14 protein-coding genes and 1 pseudogene are annotated in these 16,487 nt (G+C 49.5%); 1 reads left to right on the top strand and 14 read right to left on the bottom strand.

Annotation, left to right across the window (positions count from 1 at the left end):
• Nucleotides 1-2 precede the first annotated feature (2 nt).
• The 6 genes from HKN79_11550 to HKN79_11575 all read right to left on the bottom strand — a co-directional run bounded on the left by HKN79_11550 (nucleotide 3) and on the right by HKN79_11575 (nucleotide 5,554).
• Entirely contained in the window at nucleotides 3-611 is a 609-nt protein-coding gene (locus HKN79_11550; protein NNC84202.1) for a response regulator transcription factor, read from the bottom strand.
• Entirely contained in the window at nucleotides 608-1,384 is a 777-nt protein-coding gene (locus HKN79_11555) for a hypothetical protein (GenBank protein NNC84203.1), read from the bottom strand. Before HKN79_11555 ends, HKN79_11550 begins: the two co-directional genes overlap by 4 nt.
• A 53-nt stretch (nucleotides 1,385-1,437) precedes the next feature.
• Nucleotides 1,438-1,719, bottom strand: coding sequence for a hypothetical protein (locus tag HKN79_11560; protein ID NNC84204.1), 282 nt, complete (start codon nucleotides 1,717-1,719; stop codon nucleotides 1,438-1,440).
• Between the two features lie 449 nt (nucleotides 1,720-2,168).
• Nucleotides 2,169-2,567 (bottom strand): hypothetical protein, encoded by a 399-nt coding sequence (locus tag HKN79_11565; GenBank protein ID NNC84205.1) that lies wholly within the window; start codon nucleotides 2,565-2,567, stop codon nucleotides 2,169-2,171.
• A 393-nt stretch (nucleotides 2,568-2,960) separates the two neighbouring features.
• Nucleotides 2,961-4,547: an ATP-dependent DNA ligase gene (locus tag HKN79_11570; GenBank protein ID NNC84206.1), complete on the bottom strand. Its 1,587-nt coding sequence runs from the start codon at nucleotides 4,545-4,547 to the stop codon at nucleotides 2,961-2,963.
• Entirely contained in the window at nucleotides 4,544-5,554 is a 1,011-nt protein-coding gene (locus HKN79_11575; GenBank protein NNC84207.1) for a ligase-associated DNA damage response exonuclease, read from the bottom strand. Before HKN79_11575 ends, HKN79_11570 begins: the two co-directional genes overlap by 4 nt.
• 50 nt (nucleotides 5,555-5,604) lie before the next feature.
• Between HKN79_11575 and HKN79_11580 the strand changes: the two genes are divergently transcribed.
• Nucleotides 5,605-6,246 carry a peptidoglycan DD-metalloendopeptidase family protein gene (locus HKN79_11580; GenBank protein NNC84208.1) on the top strand — a complete coding sequence of 214 codons (642 nt, stop codon included), beginning with the start codon at nucleotides 5,605-5,607 and terminating at the stop codon, nucleotides 6,244-6,246.
• Here the strand turns inward: HKN79_11580 and HKN79_11585 are convergent.
• The 8 genes and pseudogenes from HKN79_11585 to HKN79_11620 all read right to left on the bottom strand — a co-directional run.
• Nucleotides 6,229-7,182 (bottom strand): GSCFA domain-containing protein, encoded by a 954-nt coding sequence (locus HKN79_11585; protein ID NNC84209.1) that lies wholly within the window; start codon nucleotides 7,180-7,182, stop codon nucleotides 6,229-6,231. The two genes, HKN79_11580 and HKN79_11585, sit on opposite strands and share 18 nt — an antisense overlap.
• Nucleotides 7,179-8,855 carry a 2-succinyl-5-enolpyruvyl-6-hydroxy-3-cyclohexene-1-carboxylic-acid synthase gene (menD, locus tag HKN79_11590; protein ID NNC84210.1) on the bottom strand — a complete coding sequence of 559 codons (1,677 nt, stop codon included), beginning with the start codon at nucleotides 8,853-8,855 and terminating at the stop codon, nucleotides 7,179-7,181. The genes HKN79_11585 and menD overlap by 4 nt, the downstream gene beginning before the upstream one ends.
• A gap of 238 nt (nucleotides 8,856-9,093) precedes the next feature.
• Nucleotides 9,094-10,347: pseudogene (locus tag HKN79_11595) on the bottom strand (exo-alpha-sialidase).
• Nucleotides 10,344-11,501, bottom strand: coding sequence for a glycosyltransferase (locus HKN79_11600; GenBank protein ID NNC84211.1), 1,158 nt, complete (start codon nucleotides 11,499-11,501; stop codon nucleotides 10,344-10,346). Before HKN79_11600 ends, HKN79_11595 begins: the two are co-directional and overlap by 4 nt.
• A 47-nt stretch (nucleotides 11,502-11,548) precedes the next feature.
• A complete protein-coding gene (locus tag HKN79_11605; GenBank protein ID NNC84212.1) occupies nucleotides 11,549-12,262 on the bottom strand; it encodes a DUF4294 domain-containing protein in 714 nt (237 codons plus the stop codon).
• A gap of 26 nt (nucleotides 12,263-12,288) precedes the next feature.
• Entirely contained in the window at nucleotides 12,289-13,773 is a 1,485-nt protein-coding gene (locus HKN79_11610) for an acetyl-CoA carboxylase biotin carboxylase subunit (protein NNC84213.1), read from the bottom strand.
• A 30-nt stretch (nucleotides 13,774-13,803) separates the two neighbouring features.
• A complete protein-coding gene (locus HKN79_11615) occupies nucleotides 13,804-15,498 on the bottom strand; it encodes a hypothetical protein (protein NNC84214.1) in 1,695 nt (564 codons plus the stop codon).
• Nucleotides 15,499-15,692: 194 nt separating this feature from the next.
• A partial coding sequence (locus HKN79_11620) for a T9SS type A sorting domain-containing protein (protein NNC84215.1) occupies nucleotides 15,693-16,487 on the bottom strand: 795 nt, incomplete at its 5' end.

The following is a 16,487-nucleotide window of genomic DNA, read 5'->3' on the forward strand; positions in this document are numbered from 1 at the left end:
TCTCAGATGAGTCCCATTTCGGTGGCATACTGGATGATGTCCACCATCTTGTCTTTTTTCAGTTTCCTACGGATATTCCTAAGGTGGGTCTTGATGGTGAGTTTGGTCAATTCCAATTCCTCAGCTATCTCATTGTAGCTCTTGTTCTGACAATAGAGCTTGAGAACCTCCAATTCCCGATCACCTAGAATGTGGTTCTCAGGATCGGGTACGAAATCCCCTACCTCATCGAAGTACTTCTTGTCCTGCATCACTCGCTCGATAGCTGCGTTGAGTTGCGCAGCCGTGTGGGTCTTGAGCAAGCATCCATCCACTTTGACTTCCAGCAATTCATGGATGAGCTTCCTGTGATCATGAGAAGTCAACATCAGCACTTTTACATGGGGGTGGTCCGCCTTGATCCTCTCTGCGGCATCCCTACCATTCATGACCGGCATATTGACATCCATTACGGCTACATCCACATGTTGTTCTGCAATGCGATCCAGCGCCTCTTGACCATTGGAGGCAGTGGCCACCACGGTCATATCCTCATTGGACTCCAGTAGCATACGGATGCCTTGAATGACGATCTCATGATCGTCTACCAGAAGTACCTTGATCTGACTCATAGCACGGGCATGTCTATACTGAATGTACTTCCTTTACCGGGCTCTGATTCCATCTCCATCGACCCTTGGACCTGCTCGATTCGGGTTCGGATGTTAGACAGACCGATTCCCCTTTTATTCCTCTCCAGGTCGAATCCCTTCCCATTATCTGTATAGATCAGATTGATGGTATCTCCTAAGCCGGTGAATTCCATCTCGGCCGATCTGGCCCGTGCATGTTTCACGGTATTACTGATCAGTTCTTGGATGATACGGAAGAGCTGGATGCCTCGTTCGGTATCAGGCACTTTGTCCACATCTCCGCGTACTGCAAGTTGTAGCCCCCCAAGTTCATTGACCGTGTGTGTCAATTCCTGTAGCGAATCCTTGAAATTGAAATGTTCGGCCAGTCCATCATTCAAGCTATGTGAGAGTCTTCGGGCCTCTGTACTGGCCTTTTCAGACATTTCAGCAATGCGTTTGGCTATCTCCTCTCGCTCCTCTTCCTGTTTGCTATGAAAGGTGTCAGCATACATCTTGAGCGTAGCCAATAGCGATCCCACATTATCATGCAGTTCTCTGGCCAGGCGTTTTCGTTCTGTCTCCTGTGCCTCTACGATGGCATAGACCGAATCCAGTTCTTTGCCTTTCAAGGTCTCCTCTACCTGTTGGATGGCCAAATTCTTCTTCAAGATCTTGCGCTGGTAGAGCACCACAAAGAAGATGAGAGCCAGCCCTAGAAGGAACATGGTCAATGTCCCCAAGAGCAGCACGAGTTTTAAGTCAAGGTCCAACGAGTCCATCATAGCTGTGGATCATAAAGAAAAGAAATCGGCTGAATAAGCCATCAGGACCATTGCATGCTGCGCTGAGACTTCCATCTAACGAAGAATGCCATGGCAAAACAGAAGAAGCGCATCGCATTGAATAGATTGTGCATGTGCCACATTCCTCGTATGGCCGAAAGTTCAAAGGTGAGGATCCTATCCTGTAGACCCAGACTGAAACTCGCAGCTGTACTGTAGAGCAGGATGCCACAGAGCACCCAGAAGGAAGGGTTGGTCAGCATATCCGCGTCTTCTTCTTCAACGAATAGTAGGTAGAAACCCCAAACTGATAAAAGAATCATAATCAATGAAAAAATCAGACCGGCTAATGGAGTCGGAGACAACCATGATCCATTCAAGAACAATTCTAAGAATAAGAGAAAAAGAGCTGCGGAACCAACACCAAGAATATATGTTCTGTAGCGTTGAATGATCTGAGCAAAAATCAAAGTGACACAAATAATCTCCGCAATGAAGTAGGTATTATGCACCCAAATAATACTCGTCTCCGTCAAGGAACTAAAGGCATCCTCCAGAAGAGAGAAGCCCAGATCGATGGAAACAAAAATGAACACAAGCCGGGTAATGTCCTTCTTCCAAGCACTGAATATGAGCCCCATAAGTACGGACAAGGCTACAGCGCTGAGCATGACATAGAAACTGAAGGCCGGATAATCGAAGAACAATCCCATTATATACAAAGAAAGGGCATCCGATCGGATGCCCTTCAGTCGTTCAATACCGTAAATGATCAGCCACCACAGAGCGGTGGGCAGAACACTCCTCTTTCGAGTATGAGATTCGGGGTGAACTGCGTAATGCTCTTCTCAGTAGCGATAGGATAGATATCTTCTTTCTTTCCCTCTTTCTCGGTCACCGGAATCAGCAGGACACTCTCACCAGGAGTTCCGCTATCCTCGGATTCACATTTGTAGCATCTCACTCCTATGATATCTCCATTGGGCTTATCGCCTCCATTGTATTTGTCGATCTCAGTAATGAGTGCTTTCATCTTATCGATTCCGAAGAAAGTGGCCCACCACACACCTGCAGGTGGTTTGTTGGGGTCGATTCCGTGTGTAGTGAGGTAGTCCTGCAACATCTTGGCTGCTTCGTCTGCGGAGACCAGTGTTCCGCTATTCTTGGTCATTGTTCCCATGGGTTGTTATTTAGTTTATAAATGATCGAATAAAGTCATTTGAATCAGGATAAGTATGAAAGAGTCGCGGGGCGCCAGATGGACACTCCCCGCGACTTTTCATTGGACCGATCTTCAGTTCTTTTCTTCGAACCATTCATAGCTCTGATCGTGCAGAAGAACATTGTCTTTCATTTCAAGGGTCCATGGTGTTGAACAATTGGTCTTGTCCAGCGTTGGTCATTCTCTTTTTATTTCTAAGCGTTGAATAGCTGGTCGGTACCACCAAATCTATGGCAGGCGTGTGGGAATACCATTACCCCTAGGTGGTAATCGGAGGCTTTATTCTACTACCCCCTATACCCCTAATGTTTGCGTCAGAAAATCTTGACTGACTCAGACCACCTAACTGAGTATCAATGATTTGAGATCTGATAGCGAGTTGGCTTCCGATGCCGTTTTGTCTTTACGCCAGCGCTTGATGCGCGGAAAACGGGTGGCGACACCGCTCTTATGACGGCTACTTTCACTCAGACCTTCGAAGGCAATCTCGAAGACCAATTCAGGATGGACCTCACGTACCGGGCCGAATCGATTGACGGTATTCTTACGGATGAATTGGTCCACCGCGCGGAATTCTTCATCGGTCAATCCGGAGTAGGCCTTGGCAAAGGTGACCAGTTTGTCCCCATCCCAAAGACCGAAAGTGTAATCTGTGTAAAGCGTAGCTCGTCTACCATGACCTCGCATGGCATAGGTCAGCACGGCATCGATGGTATACGGTTCTACCTTCCACTTCCACATCTCGCCTTTGACCCGTCCCGTATGATATGTCCCCGATTTCTTTTTCAGCATGAATCCCTCCACCTTACGGCTACGACTCTCTTCGCGGATCTGTGCGAGTTCTCCCCATGTCCCTGCTTGCACTTGAGGTGAGATGATCAATGAGGGAATGTCGGCATCAGCGATTTCTTCCAAGCGTTGTCTCCGGAGCTCGAAGGGTTCTAAGCGGAGGTCCTTACCATCCATCTCGAGAAGGTCGTAGGCCATGAATACGACTGGAACTTCCTCGAGGAGTTTTTTACTGACTGTCTTTCTACCAATGCGTTTCTGAAGCAAAGAGAAATCCAAGGGGCTACCATCCATGTACGGGAGGATCTCCCCATCCAAGACACATCCTTTTGGCAATCGGGCTGCCATTTGCTTGAGTTCCGGATAGCGATCGGTGACCAATTCTTCTCCTCGGGACCAAATGAACACCTCTCCTTTTCGATGGATAATCTGTCCGCGTATGCCGTCCCATTTCCACTCTACCGACCATTCTTCTATGGCTCCGAGGGATTCGGGACCGCTCTCCAACTGATAGGCCAGATAGAAGGGATAGGGTCTACTGGCATCTACAAGGCCATCATCAGTGAGAAGGAGACTCTCGAAATCTGTGCTCTCCGGGGTCCAATTTCCCATCAGACGATGTGCGATATGTGATTCTTCCTTATCAAGGCTTTGTGCCAAGGCCTTGGTCATGAGTTTCTGAGATACACCGATACGGAAACTTCCTGTAAGGATCTTATTGAAGACAAAACACTCGAACGCTTCCATCGAGCGCCAGATATCCGTAATGACCTGACGTTGATCCTCCTTTTCCTTCCCCTTCAGATCGATGATCAACTGAACTATTTCTGTCAGGCTTCTGGATTCGGTGTCGTCCCTCTCAGCTCCGGCCGTGAGCAAGGCTATGGTCTCTGCCAGATCGCCTACGATATGGTAGCTCTCTTCGAACAACCAGAGAGCAATCCCTGACTCTTCGGCCGCCCATTCTCTCAATTGGGTCGTGGTGACGGGTCGCTTGGGTCTTCTATGTGAAAGCAAGGCCACACACCAGAGCTTGTCCGAATCGCTGGCTGTATCGAAGTATCGCTTGAGCGCCTCCACCTTCACAGTGGTCTTATTGCTCTCATCGATGGCTCTGATGCAACGTGCAAAGTCCTTCATGACCCCTCGTTCTCATTGATCTGATCTCCCTCATACTCCGTACTCTCCACTTGTGCCTGCAGCCCTCTTTCTCTCAGATATCTCGCATAGATCTCAGAATACCCATGCGTGGTGATGACCCGTTCACAGCCGAGCGACTCAATGGTCTGATTGAGACCTTTCCAGTCGGCATGGTCGCTGAGAACGAAACCACGATCGAGAGCTCTACGCCTGCGGTTCCCTCTCATGGCCATCCAACCACTTACCATGGCCGTCTCAAAGGGACTGAATTTCCTTAACCACGGATTACCGAGGATACTGCTCGGACCGATGACCAGTGCGCCTTTCATTTCTTCCTTGGTGATCTCCGGTGTCACTCTTCGGGTATCCTGTAGATCGATTCCTTGCGCTCTGAGCACTTCATTGATATTCTCCACAGCCCCATGAGTGAGTATAGGTCCGATCGACCCATCCAGATTGTGGATGACCCGCTGTGCTTTGCCCAAGGAATAGGCTACCAAGACCGACACTTTCCCTTGCTCTTGATTCTTGCGCCACCATGCATGGATCTCTTCAAAGACCTCTGCTTGCGGTCTCCAGTCGAATACCGGTAGTCCGAAAGTGCATTCTGTGATGAAGGTGTGGCAAGGCACAGGCTCGAATGCTTCGGTGATACCGTCATTCTCCACCTTGTAGTCTCCTGAGGCTACCCACACCTCCCCTTTGTGTTCCACACGAATCTGCGATGAGCCTATCAGGTGCCCGGCCGGGTGAAAAGAGAATTTCACCCCGTTAATACAAATCTCCCTCCCGTAGGGAATTCCTTGTGCGTCTATCGTCCCGAGGCGATGACGCATAACAGGTAGAGCGGCCTCACTCGCCAGATAGGAGCCCATACCAGAACGTGCATGATCCGCATGCCCGTGGGTGATCAAGGCCTTGGGCACCTTGCGCCAAGGGTCGATGTATACATCAGCCTTTTCGCAATAGATACCTGAGGATGTGAATTCCAGTAATTCCACAATAATTGGACAAGAGTGCTTGAAGGTACGCGTGTTCTATGGATTAGATTTGGCCTATGTCTGTATCTCAGGGATTATACGACCTCCTCGGTCCGGAATCGGCTCATCAGGGCTGGGAAGCACTCGATCTCAGTAGTCAGAATTTGAAGCGTCACAATGTCGATGCGCACGACAATGCTGCACTGAGCCGCTACATATTCAATGGGAATATCCGTTATGGGGGCTATGGCGAACGAAGGGATATCTACAGCCGTTCTGAGAACTACTCTGAAGCAGAGAACGAAAGGAACATCCATTTGGGAGTGGACGTATGGGCACCTGCGGACACTCCGATTTACGCCCCTTGGAGCGGAACGCTGGTGGTCTCGCACCTTAATGCCGGAGATGCGGATTATGGACCCACACTGATCATAAAACATCGGGTAGGAAAGGAAATCATCCTTGCTTTGTATGGCCATCTGAGTATTTCGTCATTGAGCATTCACCCAGTAGGGACGGAGATCGAGAAAGGAGCGCTGATCGCATACTTGGGCAATGAGCGGGAGAATGGCGGCTGGCCGCCTCATCTACATTTCCAGCTCATCAGAGAATTGGATAGCGATGCGGTGGATTATCCAGGAGTCTGCAGTGCGAAGGATTGGGATTATTACGCGAAGAATTGCCCCGACCCGATGTCCTATCTACCCTTGGAAGGGTGAATCGGGATAAGTATGAAGGATGGATCTCTTGGTCTCTTTGAGCTTCTCTGCGAATGCCCTAGCGCCCTGTGAATCAGGCAAGATCGGTCGATGGCTTTTCATTTTCTGATAGGCCTCCACCGCTTGGATATAATCCAAACTTTTGTTCGTGAAAATGGATTCTTTGAACCGTTCCCAAATGATCTCCTGGGCTATTTCTGACGGATGTATGAGATCAGAAGCATAGTATCGGTAGTCCCGCAACTCATCCATCATGATCTCATAGGATGGAAAATAGAGTGCCTGCTCCTTTCTCGTCACCGCACCTATGGACGACCGTAAGAGCGCCTTGGACAAGCTGTTCTGTTCTGCCCCATCTTTCCAGTGTCTGACCGGACTTAATGTGAAGAGCACTCGGACCTCTGGACTCAGGAGCTTCAATAAGTCCAGAATATCACTCAAGGCACTCACGAGCTCGTTATACGACAGGAGTCTTTTATTGAAAAGGTCATTGGGCATCTTATGGCAATTGTTGACCACCTGAGCGTCAGCTTCCAGTTCATAGATCCATGCCGTACCTAGCGATACGATGACCAAGCTGGAATTCTCTATTGATCTTTTGGCTTGGACGATGGATTCTTGACACTCCTTCTTCAGCGGCTCCCGATCGAGCTTTGAAAACCTTGAATGGAAATCCCAATGGAAATGTACATCGTCCCGCTGCTGGAAGTCAGCATCTTGTAAGGAATGCTCACCTGCCAGGTATTCGAAGCTCTTCTTTATGGAAAGCGGGTTATACGTGATGCCCATCGGATTCATATGGACAGATAGCCCGGCATTGGACAGCCGTTCACCGATGTATTCTGTGAAGCAGCTGCCGATCAGGAATAGGCCCTGCCTATAGTCAAAGGGTAAAAGTTCAAGCTTGGGTTGTACGACAGTGCTCGATCGAATCATTGTCCTAAGAATTCGAAATACTCCCTCAGGATGTCGGCATTCTTCTCTCTCGGGGTGAATACCTCCAAGATGGCTGGTCCTTGCGATGCGATCAACCAGTCCATGCCGCTCTTCAATTCCGGTTCATCGCTCACCACGCGATATTCCAGATCATACATCCGTGCCATCTTCTCGGCAGAATTCTCTTGATGGGCTTCAAATGCGCGGTCGAGATGATCGGTACTATCCGGCCCAGGAATGATGCGGAATATCCCACCCCCGTGATTGTTGATGACGATGCATTTCAGATTCTTCGGTCTCAAATCATTCCAGAAGGCATTCCCATCATACCTGAAAGCCATATCCCCACTGAGAAGAAAGACCGGACGTTCCACTTGCGTGCTCAGACCCATTGCCGTGCTCGTACATCCTTCTATCCCACTCACACCCCTATTGCCGTAATAGGTGATATCCGGACGATTCGGGAAGAGTTGTACATACCTGACAGCAGCGCTATTGGCCATCTGTACGATACTATCGGAAGGAATCATCTCCAGAATGGTCTGATAGGCCTTCAAATCACTGAATGGGGCCTGGGATAAGAAGTCATCGTGTGAATGAAGGACTTTTTTATGTAGTTCCTCCCAGCGATGGAGATATGTGGGATCCGATTCAGGTAGATCTGAAGCGAATGCCTCCAACAAAGGTCCTTCAGCGCAATAGATAGAACAGGTCAAGGATTGAAAAAGGTCCTTCTCAGCCTCTACCTCATCCACATGCCAGTGTGCTGCGATCTTCTCATTGCGAAGCCAGGTCTTTATGCGTTTACTTACCAGGGGTCCCCCGGCCGTGATGAGCAGATCGGGAACGAAAGCCTGCCGCTCTGACTCTGGGATAGCAGCGATGGTACGATCGATCCAAGAGAGCGCTTGAGGAGAAGCGCTATTCGAACTGGTCTCATTGAGAATGACGACACCTTTCTTCGCGAGTCTGGCCAATGTATCGGCTGAAACACTCTGTGTCTTATCGAGTCCCAGAATCACCATCACTTTCTGAGCTTCGGATACTTCTCCTTTAAGCTTGTCATAGTTGCTCGGTAGACCGGGAGTGCTGATCGAAGGATGGATGATCTTGGGCTCAGGACTCGCTTCTATTTGTCCATAGAGGGGTTCTTTCAAAGGGATATTCACATGGACCGGACCGCATTTGGGCCAATGAGTAGCTGTTATGGCATCATTTACCAGCCGAGCGGAATACCACTGTCTATCCGCTGAACCTGCCTCTTGAGGTAGATGGAATTCGCGATTGACGAAATTGCTCATGCTGCCGCGCTGGCGCATGGTCTGGCCTTCCATCTGGTCGACCCATTCTTCAGGTCGATCGGCAGAAAGAATGAGAAGGGGAATGCGTTGATAATAGGCCTCTGACACAGCCGGTAGATAGTTGAGCAAGGCCGATCCCGAAGTACAGACCAAGATAGTCGGCTTATGATCGGACTGGGACATGCCCAAGGCTATAAAGCCTGCTGAACGCTCATCCCCGATGACCTGCACATCGAATCCTCCATGACCTAAGAAGGAAATAGATAAGGGTGCATTTCTCGAACCCGGGCTGATGATGACTCGCTTCAAGCCTCTGGCAGCGCAGATGGCCACAAGGTCAGCGATAGCCGGTTTATCACTCAGTTTCCCCATGCTTCTCCATCGTTCGTTTCCAAAGTGTCTTCTTTCCTTGTTTGAGCTCCAACGTGTAGACACCTTTTGGATATGCATCGAGGTCTAGGAGATGATGGAGTTCCAATTGCGCCTTCGGAGATCTCCCTTTCCTAAGTACCTCCTCAGTGGACGGCCCGGTCAGCATCAAGCAATATTCTTTCTTCGGCTTGACCTCCGCCTCGATGACCCAGCGGTAGAGTCCAACCCTTGGACGATCTATATCCACTATACTGGTCCAGACACTTAGATTCTTGTCATCTAAGCGTGTCCAAATGGGCCGCACAACATCATCGTGTGCCGCTACATTGGTGTAATCTCCGAAGAAGATATTCGAATTGGGTACAAAGGCCAATTCTCTGGATTCCAGTGGAAAGTCATAGATCCTCTCTCCCCCATCTGTGCTCATAGCCATGTAGATGGACGTGGAATCTGAATCGGCAAAGTGCCTTCGGTCATAGAAGGTGAAGTAGAGATTCCCATTGGTCTGGTCGATATCCATCCACGTGAAGAACTGGTGAGCATTCCCCGTATCGGAATCTACTCGTGCAGGATGTGTCCAGGTCTTGCCTCGATCATCGGAATAGCTCAACCAGATATCGGTATCATCTTCCCCATTCCGTTGATCGGCCCAGTTGACGTAGATACGTCCTCGATGGGGACCATCGCTCCGGTCGCATCGGGTGATGGGAAGACCGTTGGCCCTATAGATACCTGGGATATCCATGTTCCATCCACCGGGCATGGGGTCCACACTGACCTCATCGGTCCATGACTCTCCTCCATCCGAAGAGGAAGAGAACACCAATCCCTCTGGACCTGCCCATGCGACATATAGTTCTCCAGAAGGACCCAAGGCCGGAACAGCTCCTTCTGTAGTCTCATCGTCATCCAAGCAATTGCCTGATACGGTAGAGATGGTCTGAGCGGGAGTCCAGGTGAATCCTCGGTCTTCGCTACGGGCGTAGCGTATGCGAGACTTACAGGTAGTATCCTTGCTGCCGTAAGCATCGAATTCAGTCCAGGTGATATGGATATGACCATTTTCCGGATCGATGACCGACCAGTGCTTGTCTTGATCCTTCGAGCCATTGAGACCGGCAAAGGAACCCTTGGTCCAGTTCTCTCCTCCATCTTCGCTCCATTGGCAAACTATTCTATCTATCCACTCTCCCTTGGGAGGATTGGATAGGTGGAAATAATAGAAACGCCCCTCATGATCCACATCGATCACCGGGTCACCCCAGACTCCATACGGAGAGGTCAGACGCTCTACGCTCCAGTTCTCTCCACCATCCTTAGAATGTGCGACACGATCAAGCACCATGCCTGCCACCATGCGATCGGTATCGGACGGGTCGATGGCAATGCTGGGCTCACAGACTCCATTTCCATCATGGATCAGGATCGAGCGATGCTGTCCGATAGCGAAGATCTGCAGCAGACACAATACCAAGATGGACGCTCCTCTCATAGATTTCGTTCGGTCGGTTTCCATGTGGCCTTCTCTACGCGTTTCAATGATTTGAACATGCCGATCATCAAGGCCAGATTCATACTCACAAAGTAAGATATGAATCGCATCAACCTGGATCGTATGCCGAATGCATCAAAGGTCATTTCCATCAACGGAATACAGATGATGGTGAACTGAATATAGAAAATGACCGTCCAGAATCTGGAATCATCCATGAGCAGGCCCGAAGTCACCAAACTGACCACTAAGAAGATAGGGGTCAGCCATCGTAGGACCTTGTGGGAAATGAAACTGAACGATAGACCTCTCCGCTTGTGGAACAAGAAGTGTGAGAAGAATCTCAGGTTCTGAAAGTTCCCGATAGACATCCTGACCTTTCTCCTGAATTCTTCGCTGAGTTTGGATGAGATATCCTCATAGCAGATGGCTTCTTTCTCCAAAACCGCATCATATCCTTGCTCGATGACATTCATTGTAATATGGAAATCATCCACTAGGAAATGAGGAGGTACGGTTCTATAGAGCGAAGTGCGTATCGCATAGCAACCTCCAAAGGCTCCCATCATGGTGCCCCAGAGTTTGCCTTCTTTCCACTTCATGCGTTTCTCCCTCTCCAGGTATTCATTCTCCTGCACGGTAATACCATCATCATCCACCCGCTTGGCACGAATATCAGCTCCTACTAGCCCTACTTGCTCATCACGGAATGCGGCTATCAGAGCACGGACCGTCTGAGGAGTGAAGAGCACATTAGCATCTGTGAGTATGGTGACCTCTGCCTGCGTCTTCTGCATGAGGGAATTGATGGTCTCGGTCTTTCCTGCCCGCTCAAAGGCATGGAGCTTTACAGGTAGGCCTTGCGCTGTGAATGACCGCACGATGTCATCGGTACGGTCATCGGAACCATCAGAACCGACCAGGATGCGCAACTTGTCTTTGGGATAGTCCGATGCCAATATCGACCGGATCTTCTCATCGATCACTTGCTCCTCATTATATGCAGCGATGACCACATCGACCGGGATAGGCTGTACTTCCGAAGTGGACCGAGAAGATTCAACATGTCTTGTGTCCAGATACTTGGGATACAGGACATAGGTGTGAAGGATGGCCAGCGTACAGACGATGAATATGATGATGAGTGATGTCAAAAGGCCTCCGGGTCAGGTCGGCCAAATATAAGAAAGGGGGCAAGCCCTTATTGGTTCTCCACGACATCGTCAGCCGCTTTGGCAGCTTTTCGTTTGAGCCTACGCTCCTTGCGTTTGAGGCGTTTCTGTGCCTTGGTGGTGACGGCTTCTCGAGGTGGTACGTAGATCTCGCCTCTCTCTATCTGCTGTACGATCTCTTCTATGATGCTATCATCTCCCTCGGCATCGTACTGGGATTTGAGATTAGAACCGAAGATCCGTGCAATGGATTGATACATGAATGCAGTGAATCCACCCTTGAGGCGCTTGATCAATTCATAGGAAGTATCCCCGGTCTCCCTGTCGATCAATTTTATGAGGATCTTTCCTTCACTGACTGTCAGATTCCGGATCTCTCCCTCGAATTCTGCCTTCAGCTCTTCTTCTGCTATATCCAGATAGAATTTCTTCTCCTTCTCCGACTCCAGTTTAGCGAGTTCTTCATCGTAGTTCTCCAATAGCTCCCGGGTGACCTTGGCATAGGGATAGGCCCGTATCACTTTCCGTCTGATCTTGCCATACCTTCTTTGATATTTACGCTTCTGACGGGGTGTCAATGAGAGTTCTGAATATTCGAATGCCCCTAGATTGACCACCGGAATCGTATCGTCCTCTATGATCAATACCTCATGCACATTCACAGAATCCTCTTGAGCCGTAAGATGCCATCCTGAACCTACTAGGATCAAAGAGAGAATGATATGTCGGAATACGGTATTCAAGCTCTGTTATTGGAACGTCAGCTACCTCAGACTGTTGTACGATTCTTTTTCCATTTGGATACTCCTTTTTGCCTCTTAGGCTGGGGATTTGACGTACTATCAGATAACAAATGGCTTGCCACGATAGCTCCTATCTGCAGCTTCTTAGCATCCTCTGTAGGGCGATCCAGTTCCTGAGTGAAATGTTCTTTGACGAATCCCGTGTCGAACTCCCCGGTACGAAATGCAGGATGTTTCATCACGAATGAGCCGAATGCCAGAGTATTCTTGATCCCCACAATCGTATACTCATCTATCACGCGGATCATGCGGTCCATGGCCGTTTCCCTGTCCTTGGCATGGACACATAACTTGGAGATCATGGGGTCATAATAGACCGGGATGGACATCCCCTCTCTGAACCCATCATCTACGCGCACTCCCGGACCTGCCGGAGGCCTGTATATTTTCAGCTTGCCGATATCAGGTAGGAAGTCATTGTCAGGATCCTCAGCATAGACCCGTAGTTCGATTGCATGCCCGTTGATGGACAGGTCGGATTGGTCGAATGAGAGTTCTTCTCCTCGTGCGATAAGAATCTGTTCTCTGACCAGGTCCACTCCGGTGATCAACTCGGTGACCGGGTGCTCGACCTGGAGTCGGGTGTTCATTTCCAAGAAGTAGAAATTGCGTTGATCATCCAGCAAGAATTCCACGGTTCCAGCTCCCACGTAGTCACAGGACCTTGCTACATCGACTGCCGCTTTACCCATTTCTTCTCTCAGTGCATCGTCCAGAACGGCTGACGGTGCTTCTTCCACGACTTTCTGGTGTCTTCGCTGCACCGAGCATTCCCTTTCGAAGAGATGGACCACATTACCGTGTGTATCGGCCAGCACCTGTATCTCGATATGTCTAGGTCTTGTCACGTACCGTTCGATGAATACCGATCCGTCACCAAAAGAGGACTGAGCCTCTGAGATGGCGCGTTCCAGCTGTTCTTTGAAGTCTTCTGCACGCTCTACGATCCGCATTCCCTTTCCTCCACCTCCGGCAGAGGCTTTGATCAGGACGGGAAAACCGATCTCTTTGGAAATACGAAGACCTTCTTCTACATCGTCCAATGCCTTATCGGTACCGGGTACCATGGGGATATCATAGCGGGCTACCGTTTCCTTGGCAGCCAACTTGGACCCCATCACTTCTATACTCTCAGGCGATGGCCCGATAAAGGTCATTCCAGCCTCTGTAACGGCTCGGGAGAAATCCGCATTCTCAGAGAGGAATCCATAGCCAGGATGTATGCCATCGACAGACAGTTCTCGAGCAAGGGAAATGATCTTCTCCACTTGCAGGTAAGACTCCGAACTCGGAGGTGGACCTACACATACGGCCTCATCTGCGGCTTGCACGAAAGGGGCATCCCTATCGGCTTCAGAATATATAGCCACCGAGGCTATGCTCATCTCCTTCAAAGTGCGAATGATCCTCAGGGCGATCTCTCCCCTATTGGCTACCAGTACTTTATCCACGTCTGCTGTTTTACGTGAAGGTATAGGTTTTCACCTGAGGTAAATGACCTGAGAAGTGAAGGTATTTCCCCATAGTATGAGGATAAAGGGACCAGATGTAGGGATAGTCTCGAAGGACGCTATATAGCACTGATCCTGCTCCCGCAGCGCGCCTTCTTCGATCAGGAGCCCATTTGCTGACCAGAGCTGGAAATGAGTGTATTGGTGAGTCTCTTCCAATGAGGTGAATTGGACCTCGGTCCTGTCCATTCGTTTCCAGAGAATATCTGCAGACGGTCCAGATATTTTAAGATCATCTGCTCCGTCATGTGCATCTATGATCGGACCTGCATCGATGTAGATCGAACACGCGCTTCCGAAATCTCCCCATACTCCTCCTGCAAATGCGCGCACATCCACGATGTAATCTCCGGATGAGAAGAAATTTGAGGCAAGATGGAAGGGCAATGCTGGTCCAGCGGTCAATTCATAGATGTACCCTGAAGGACCATCGGTCCTTTTGAACCTGAATTCATAGGCCGTTGCTCCATATACGTACTCGGACAGCAGGAAATTCGGGGCAGGAAAATCGTAACTCGACCCACAATGTGTGGGAAGAACTCGTGTAGCATGAGGCTGGGACACCATGGCTATCTGACAAACTTCTCCACTGGCTGACCACTCGTTATCGAACTTCATCTCCACGGTCACATCATACACAGCCGACCCGTATTTCAGACCTGAAGCTCCTGTTCCCAGGTCAGATAGACTGAATCCGTAACTGGGAGTGGTTCGATAGAGCACTTCTCCTTCACGTTCAAAGCGGAATCGATACTGATCAGCCCCGATGATACTGGATGCTCCTATCCATGATTCGAAGTCCAAATCCTGCATGGAGGGACATAATGAGGGAATCAATTGGGTGGTCGGGAGAACGGAATCCAATCCGATCGGACACTCCGAGCCGAATGGGCTCCAGACATTCATCAGCGTAGCATTAGCCTGTAGCTGGACCCGATGTTGAACGGCCACCATATACTCTTCCCCATGCTGAAGCCCACCTACATTCACTAGCTGTATATATGGTAATAGACTCGGGTGAGCATATTCGAATTGTGCACCAGAAGCCACATGGGTGAATCTGAATCGATAGCCATTGACTCCTACCGATGCTCCTGTATACAATTGACCTAGGTCATCGCGGAGTGCATAGATGCTATTCGATAATTGATAGTCTATAACATCGCAGTAATTGGGGTTCAGACCTCCATCCATAAAAGTCCGTACGCGGACAGAAAAGTCAGGCTGTACTCCGGCTTCTTTGGAATGGACACGGAAGAAATAAGTCTGCCCTATCTGCAGATTTCCAGGAAGGGCCCGTTCGATCTCCCCACTGGGATAATTATCAAAACATGTACTCAAGGCTGAATCATCACAACTGGATGCCCATTCTATGACCAGATCCGTACCTGTGCTTTGGTCCCATGCTTCGATCACATCATTCTCAGAGGCAGCGTCAAATTTGAACCACCGATCATCATCAGCTTCTCCTGTGCATGCTTCTACGGATTCAACAGCATCTCCAGAATGGATGGACCAAACTGTCTCATCCATCAAGACGGGCGTCAATTCGACCGCGGAACTACATTCTGGAATGATCTGGGAGTGGATGATAGAAGGCACCAAACACAGGAACAGGCAATAGAATGCCTGACGTCTCAGCTCGATACCTACTTCACGCAACATGTCTGGTCAATGGTCTGGTGCTGCCCGATTGAACATCAGATTCACACCTTATACAAAGCTAGTCCAAGGACCCTCCGAGCGCAATAGAACAAAGAGGGGGCTCTGAACATTGCAGAGCCCCTCTTATCGGTCCGTATTTCTTATCACTGTTGTTTGCCTATTTCAGCATCACATCCAAATGGTATCGGTCTTTGTTATTCGACCGCAAATCTGCTCGTGTAAAGCAGCCCATCGACCTCTGCTTGTAGGAGATAAATACCTGGCGGTAGCGCATTCTCGAAATCGATGACCTCGGTCAGGATACTTCCTTTGAGAGAGCTTAACCCGCTATGGACCAGTTGTCCTGTGATATCCATCACTCGATAATGGACCACATCCATTACTTCCTGACCGAGCTCCAGATCGATCCTGACTTGAGAACCATTATTTGGATTTGGGAATATCTGCAACTGTGACTCCTCTGAGGCCAAGAGCTTGGTGACCACTTCCGAATCTCCTTCGATGGCCGGTGCACCGGTCATAGTGATCGGGCAGGTGCTCGCAAAGTCTCCCCACAGACCTCCGGCATATGCCCGTACCGCGACATCATACATCTCACCTTCCTGCAGCTCTAGGTCCGTGGTATGGAAATAGAGGGCTAGTCCATTGGTCATGTCAGTCTGTGTGGGCCCAGCTCCTAGTGGAACAAATCGCCACTCGTACTGTGTAGCAGCGTAGATATATTCTGCAAGGATATAGTTCGGTGCATCTATGGTGTATGTCCCATTGCAGTATGTATTCTGAACCTCGGTCGCATCCGGTTGACCGGCCATGATAATATCACAGGCAGGACCTGGAGCCGACCATTGGCCATCCACTCTCACCTGCACCGTCACACTATAGGTCTTATTCAGCTGTAAGCCCGGTACATCATAGAGGAAGACTCCATAACTGCTCTTTGTACGAGTGAATACGTTCGGCCCATCAGTGAACTTGAAGTGGTACCTGTC

The sequence above is a fragment of the Flavobacteriales bacterium genome (genome assembly GCA_013001705.1).
GTDB lineage: Bacteria > Bacteroidota > Bacteroidia > Flavobacteriales_D > JABDKJ01 > JABDLZ01.

Excerpts from the sequence above, each read along its gene's own strand:
- HKN79_11615 (NNC84214.1), bottom strand. The coding sequence starts at position 15,498 with ATGTTGCGTGAAGTAGGTATCGAGCTGAGACGTCAGGCATTCTATTGC.
- HKN79_11565 (NNC84205.1), bottom strand. The coding sequence starts at position 2,567 with ATGACCAAGAATAGCGGAACACTGGTCTCCGCAGACGAAGCAGCCAAG.
- HKN79_11570 (NNC84206.1), bottom strand. The coding sequence starts at position 4,547 with ATGAAGGACTTTGCACGTTGCATCAGAGCCATCGATGAGAGCAATAAG.
- HKN79_11560 (NNC84204.1), bottom strand. The coding sequence starts at position 1,719 with ATGATTCTTTTATCAGTTTGGGGTTTCTACCTACTATTCGTTGAAGAA.
- HKN79_11585 (NNC84209.1), bottom strand. The coding sequence starts at position 7,182 with ATGATTCGATCGAGCACTGTCGTACAACCCAAGCTTGAACTTTTACCC.
- HKN79_11580 (NNC84208.1), top strand. The coding sequence starts at position 5,605 with ATGTCTGTATCTCAGGGATTATACGACCTCCTCGGTCCGGAATCGGCT.
- menD (NNC84210.1), bottom strand. The coding sequence starts at position 8,855 with ATGGGGAAACTGAGTGATAAACCGGCTATCGCTGACCTTGTGGCCATC.
- HKN79_11550 (NNC84202.1), bottom strand. The coding sequence starts at position 611 with ATGAGTCAGATCAAGGTACTTCTGGTAGACGATCATGAGATCGTCATT.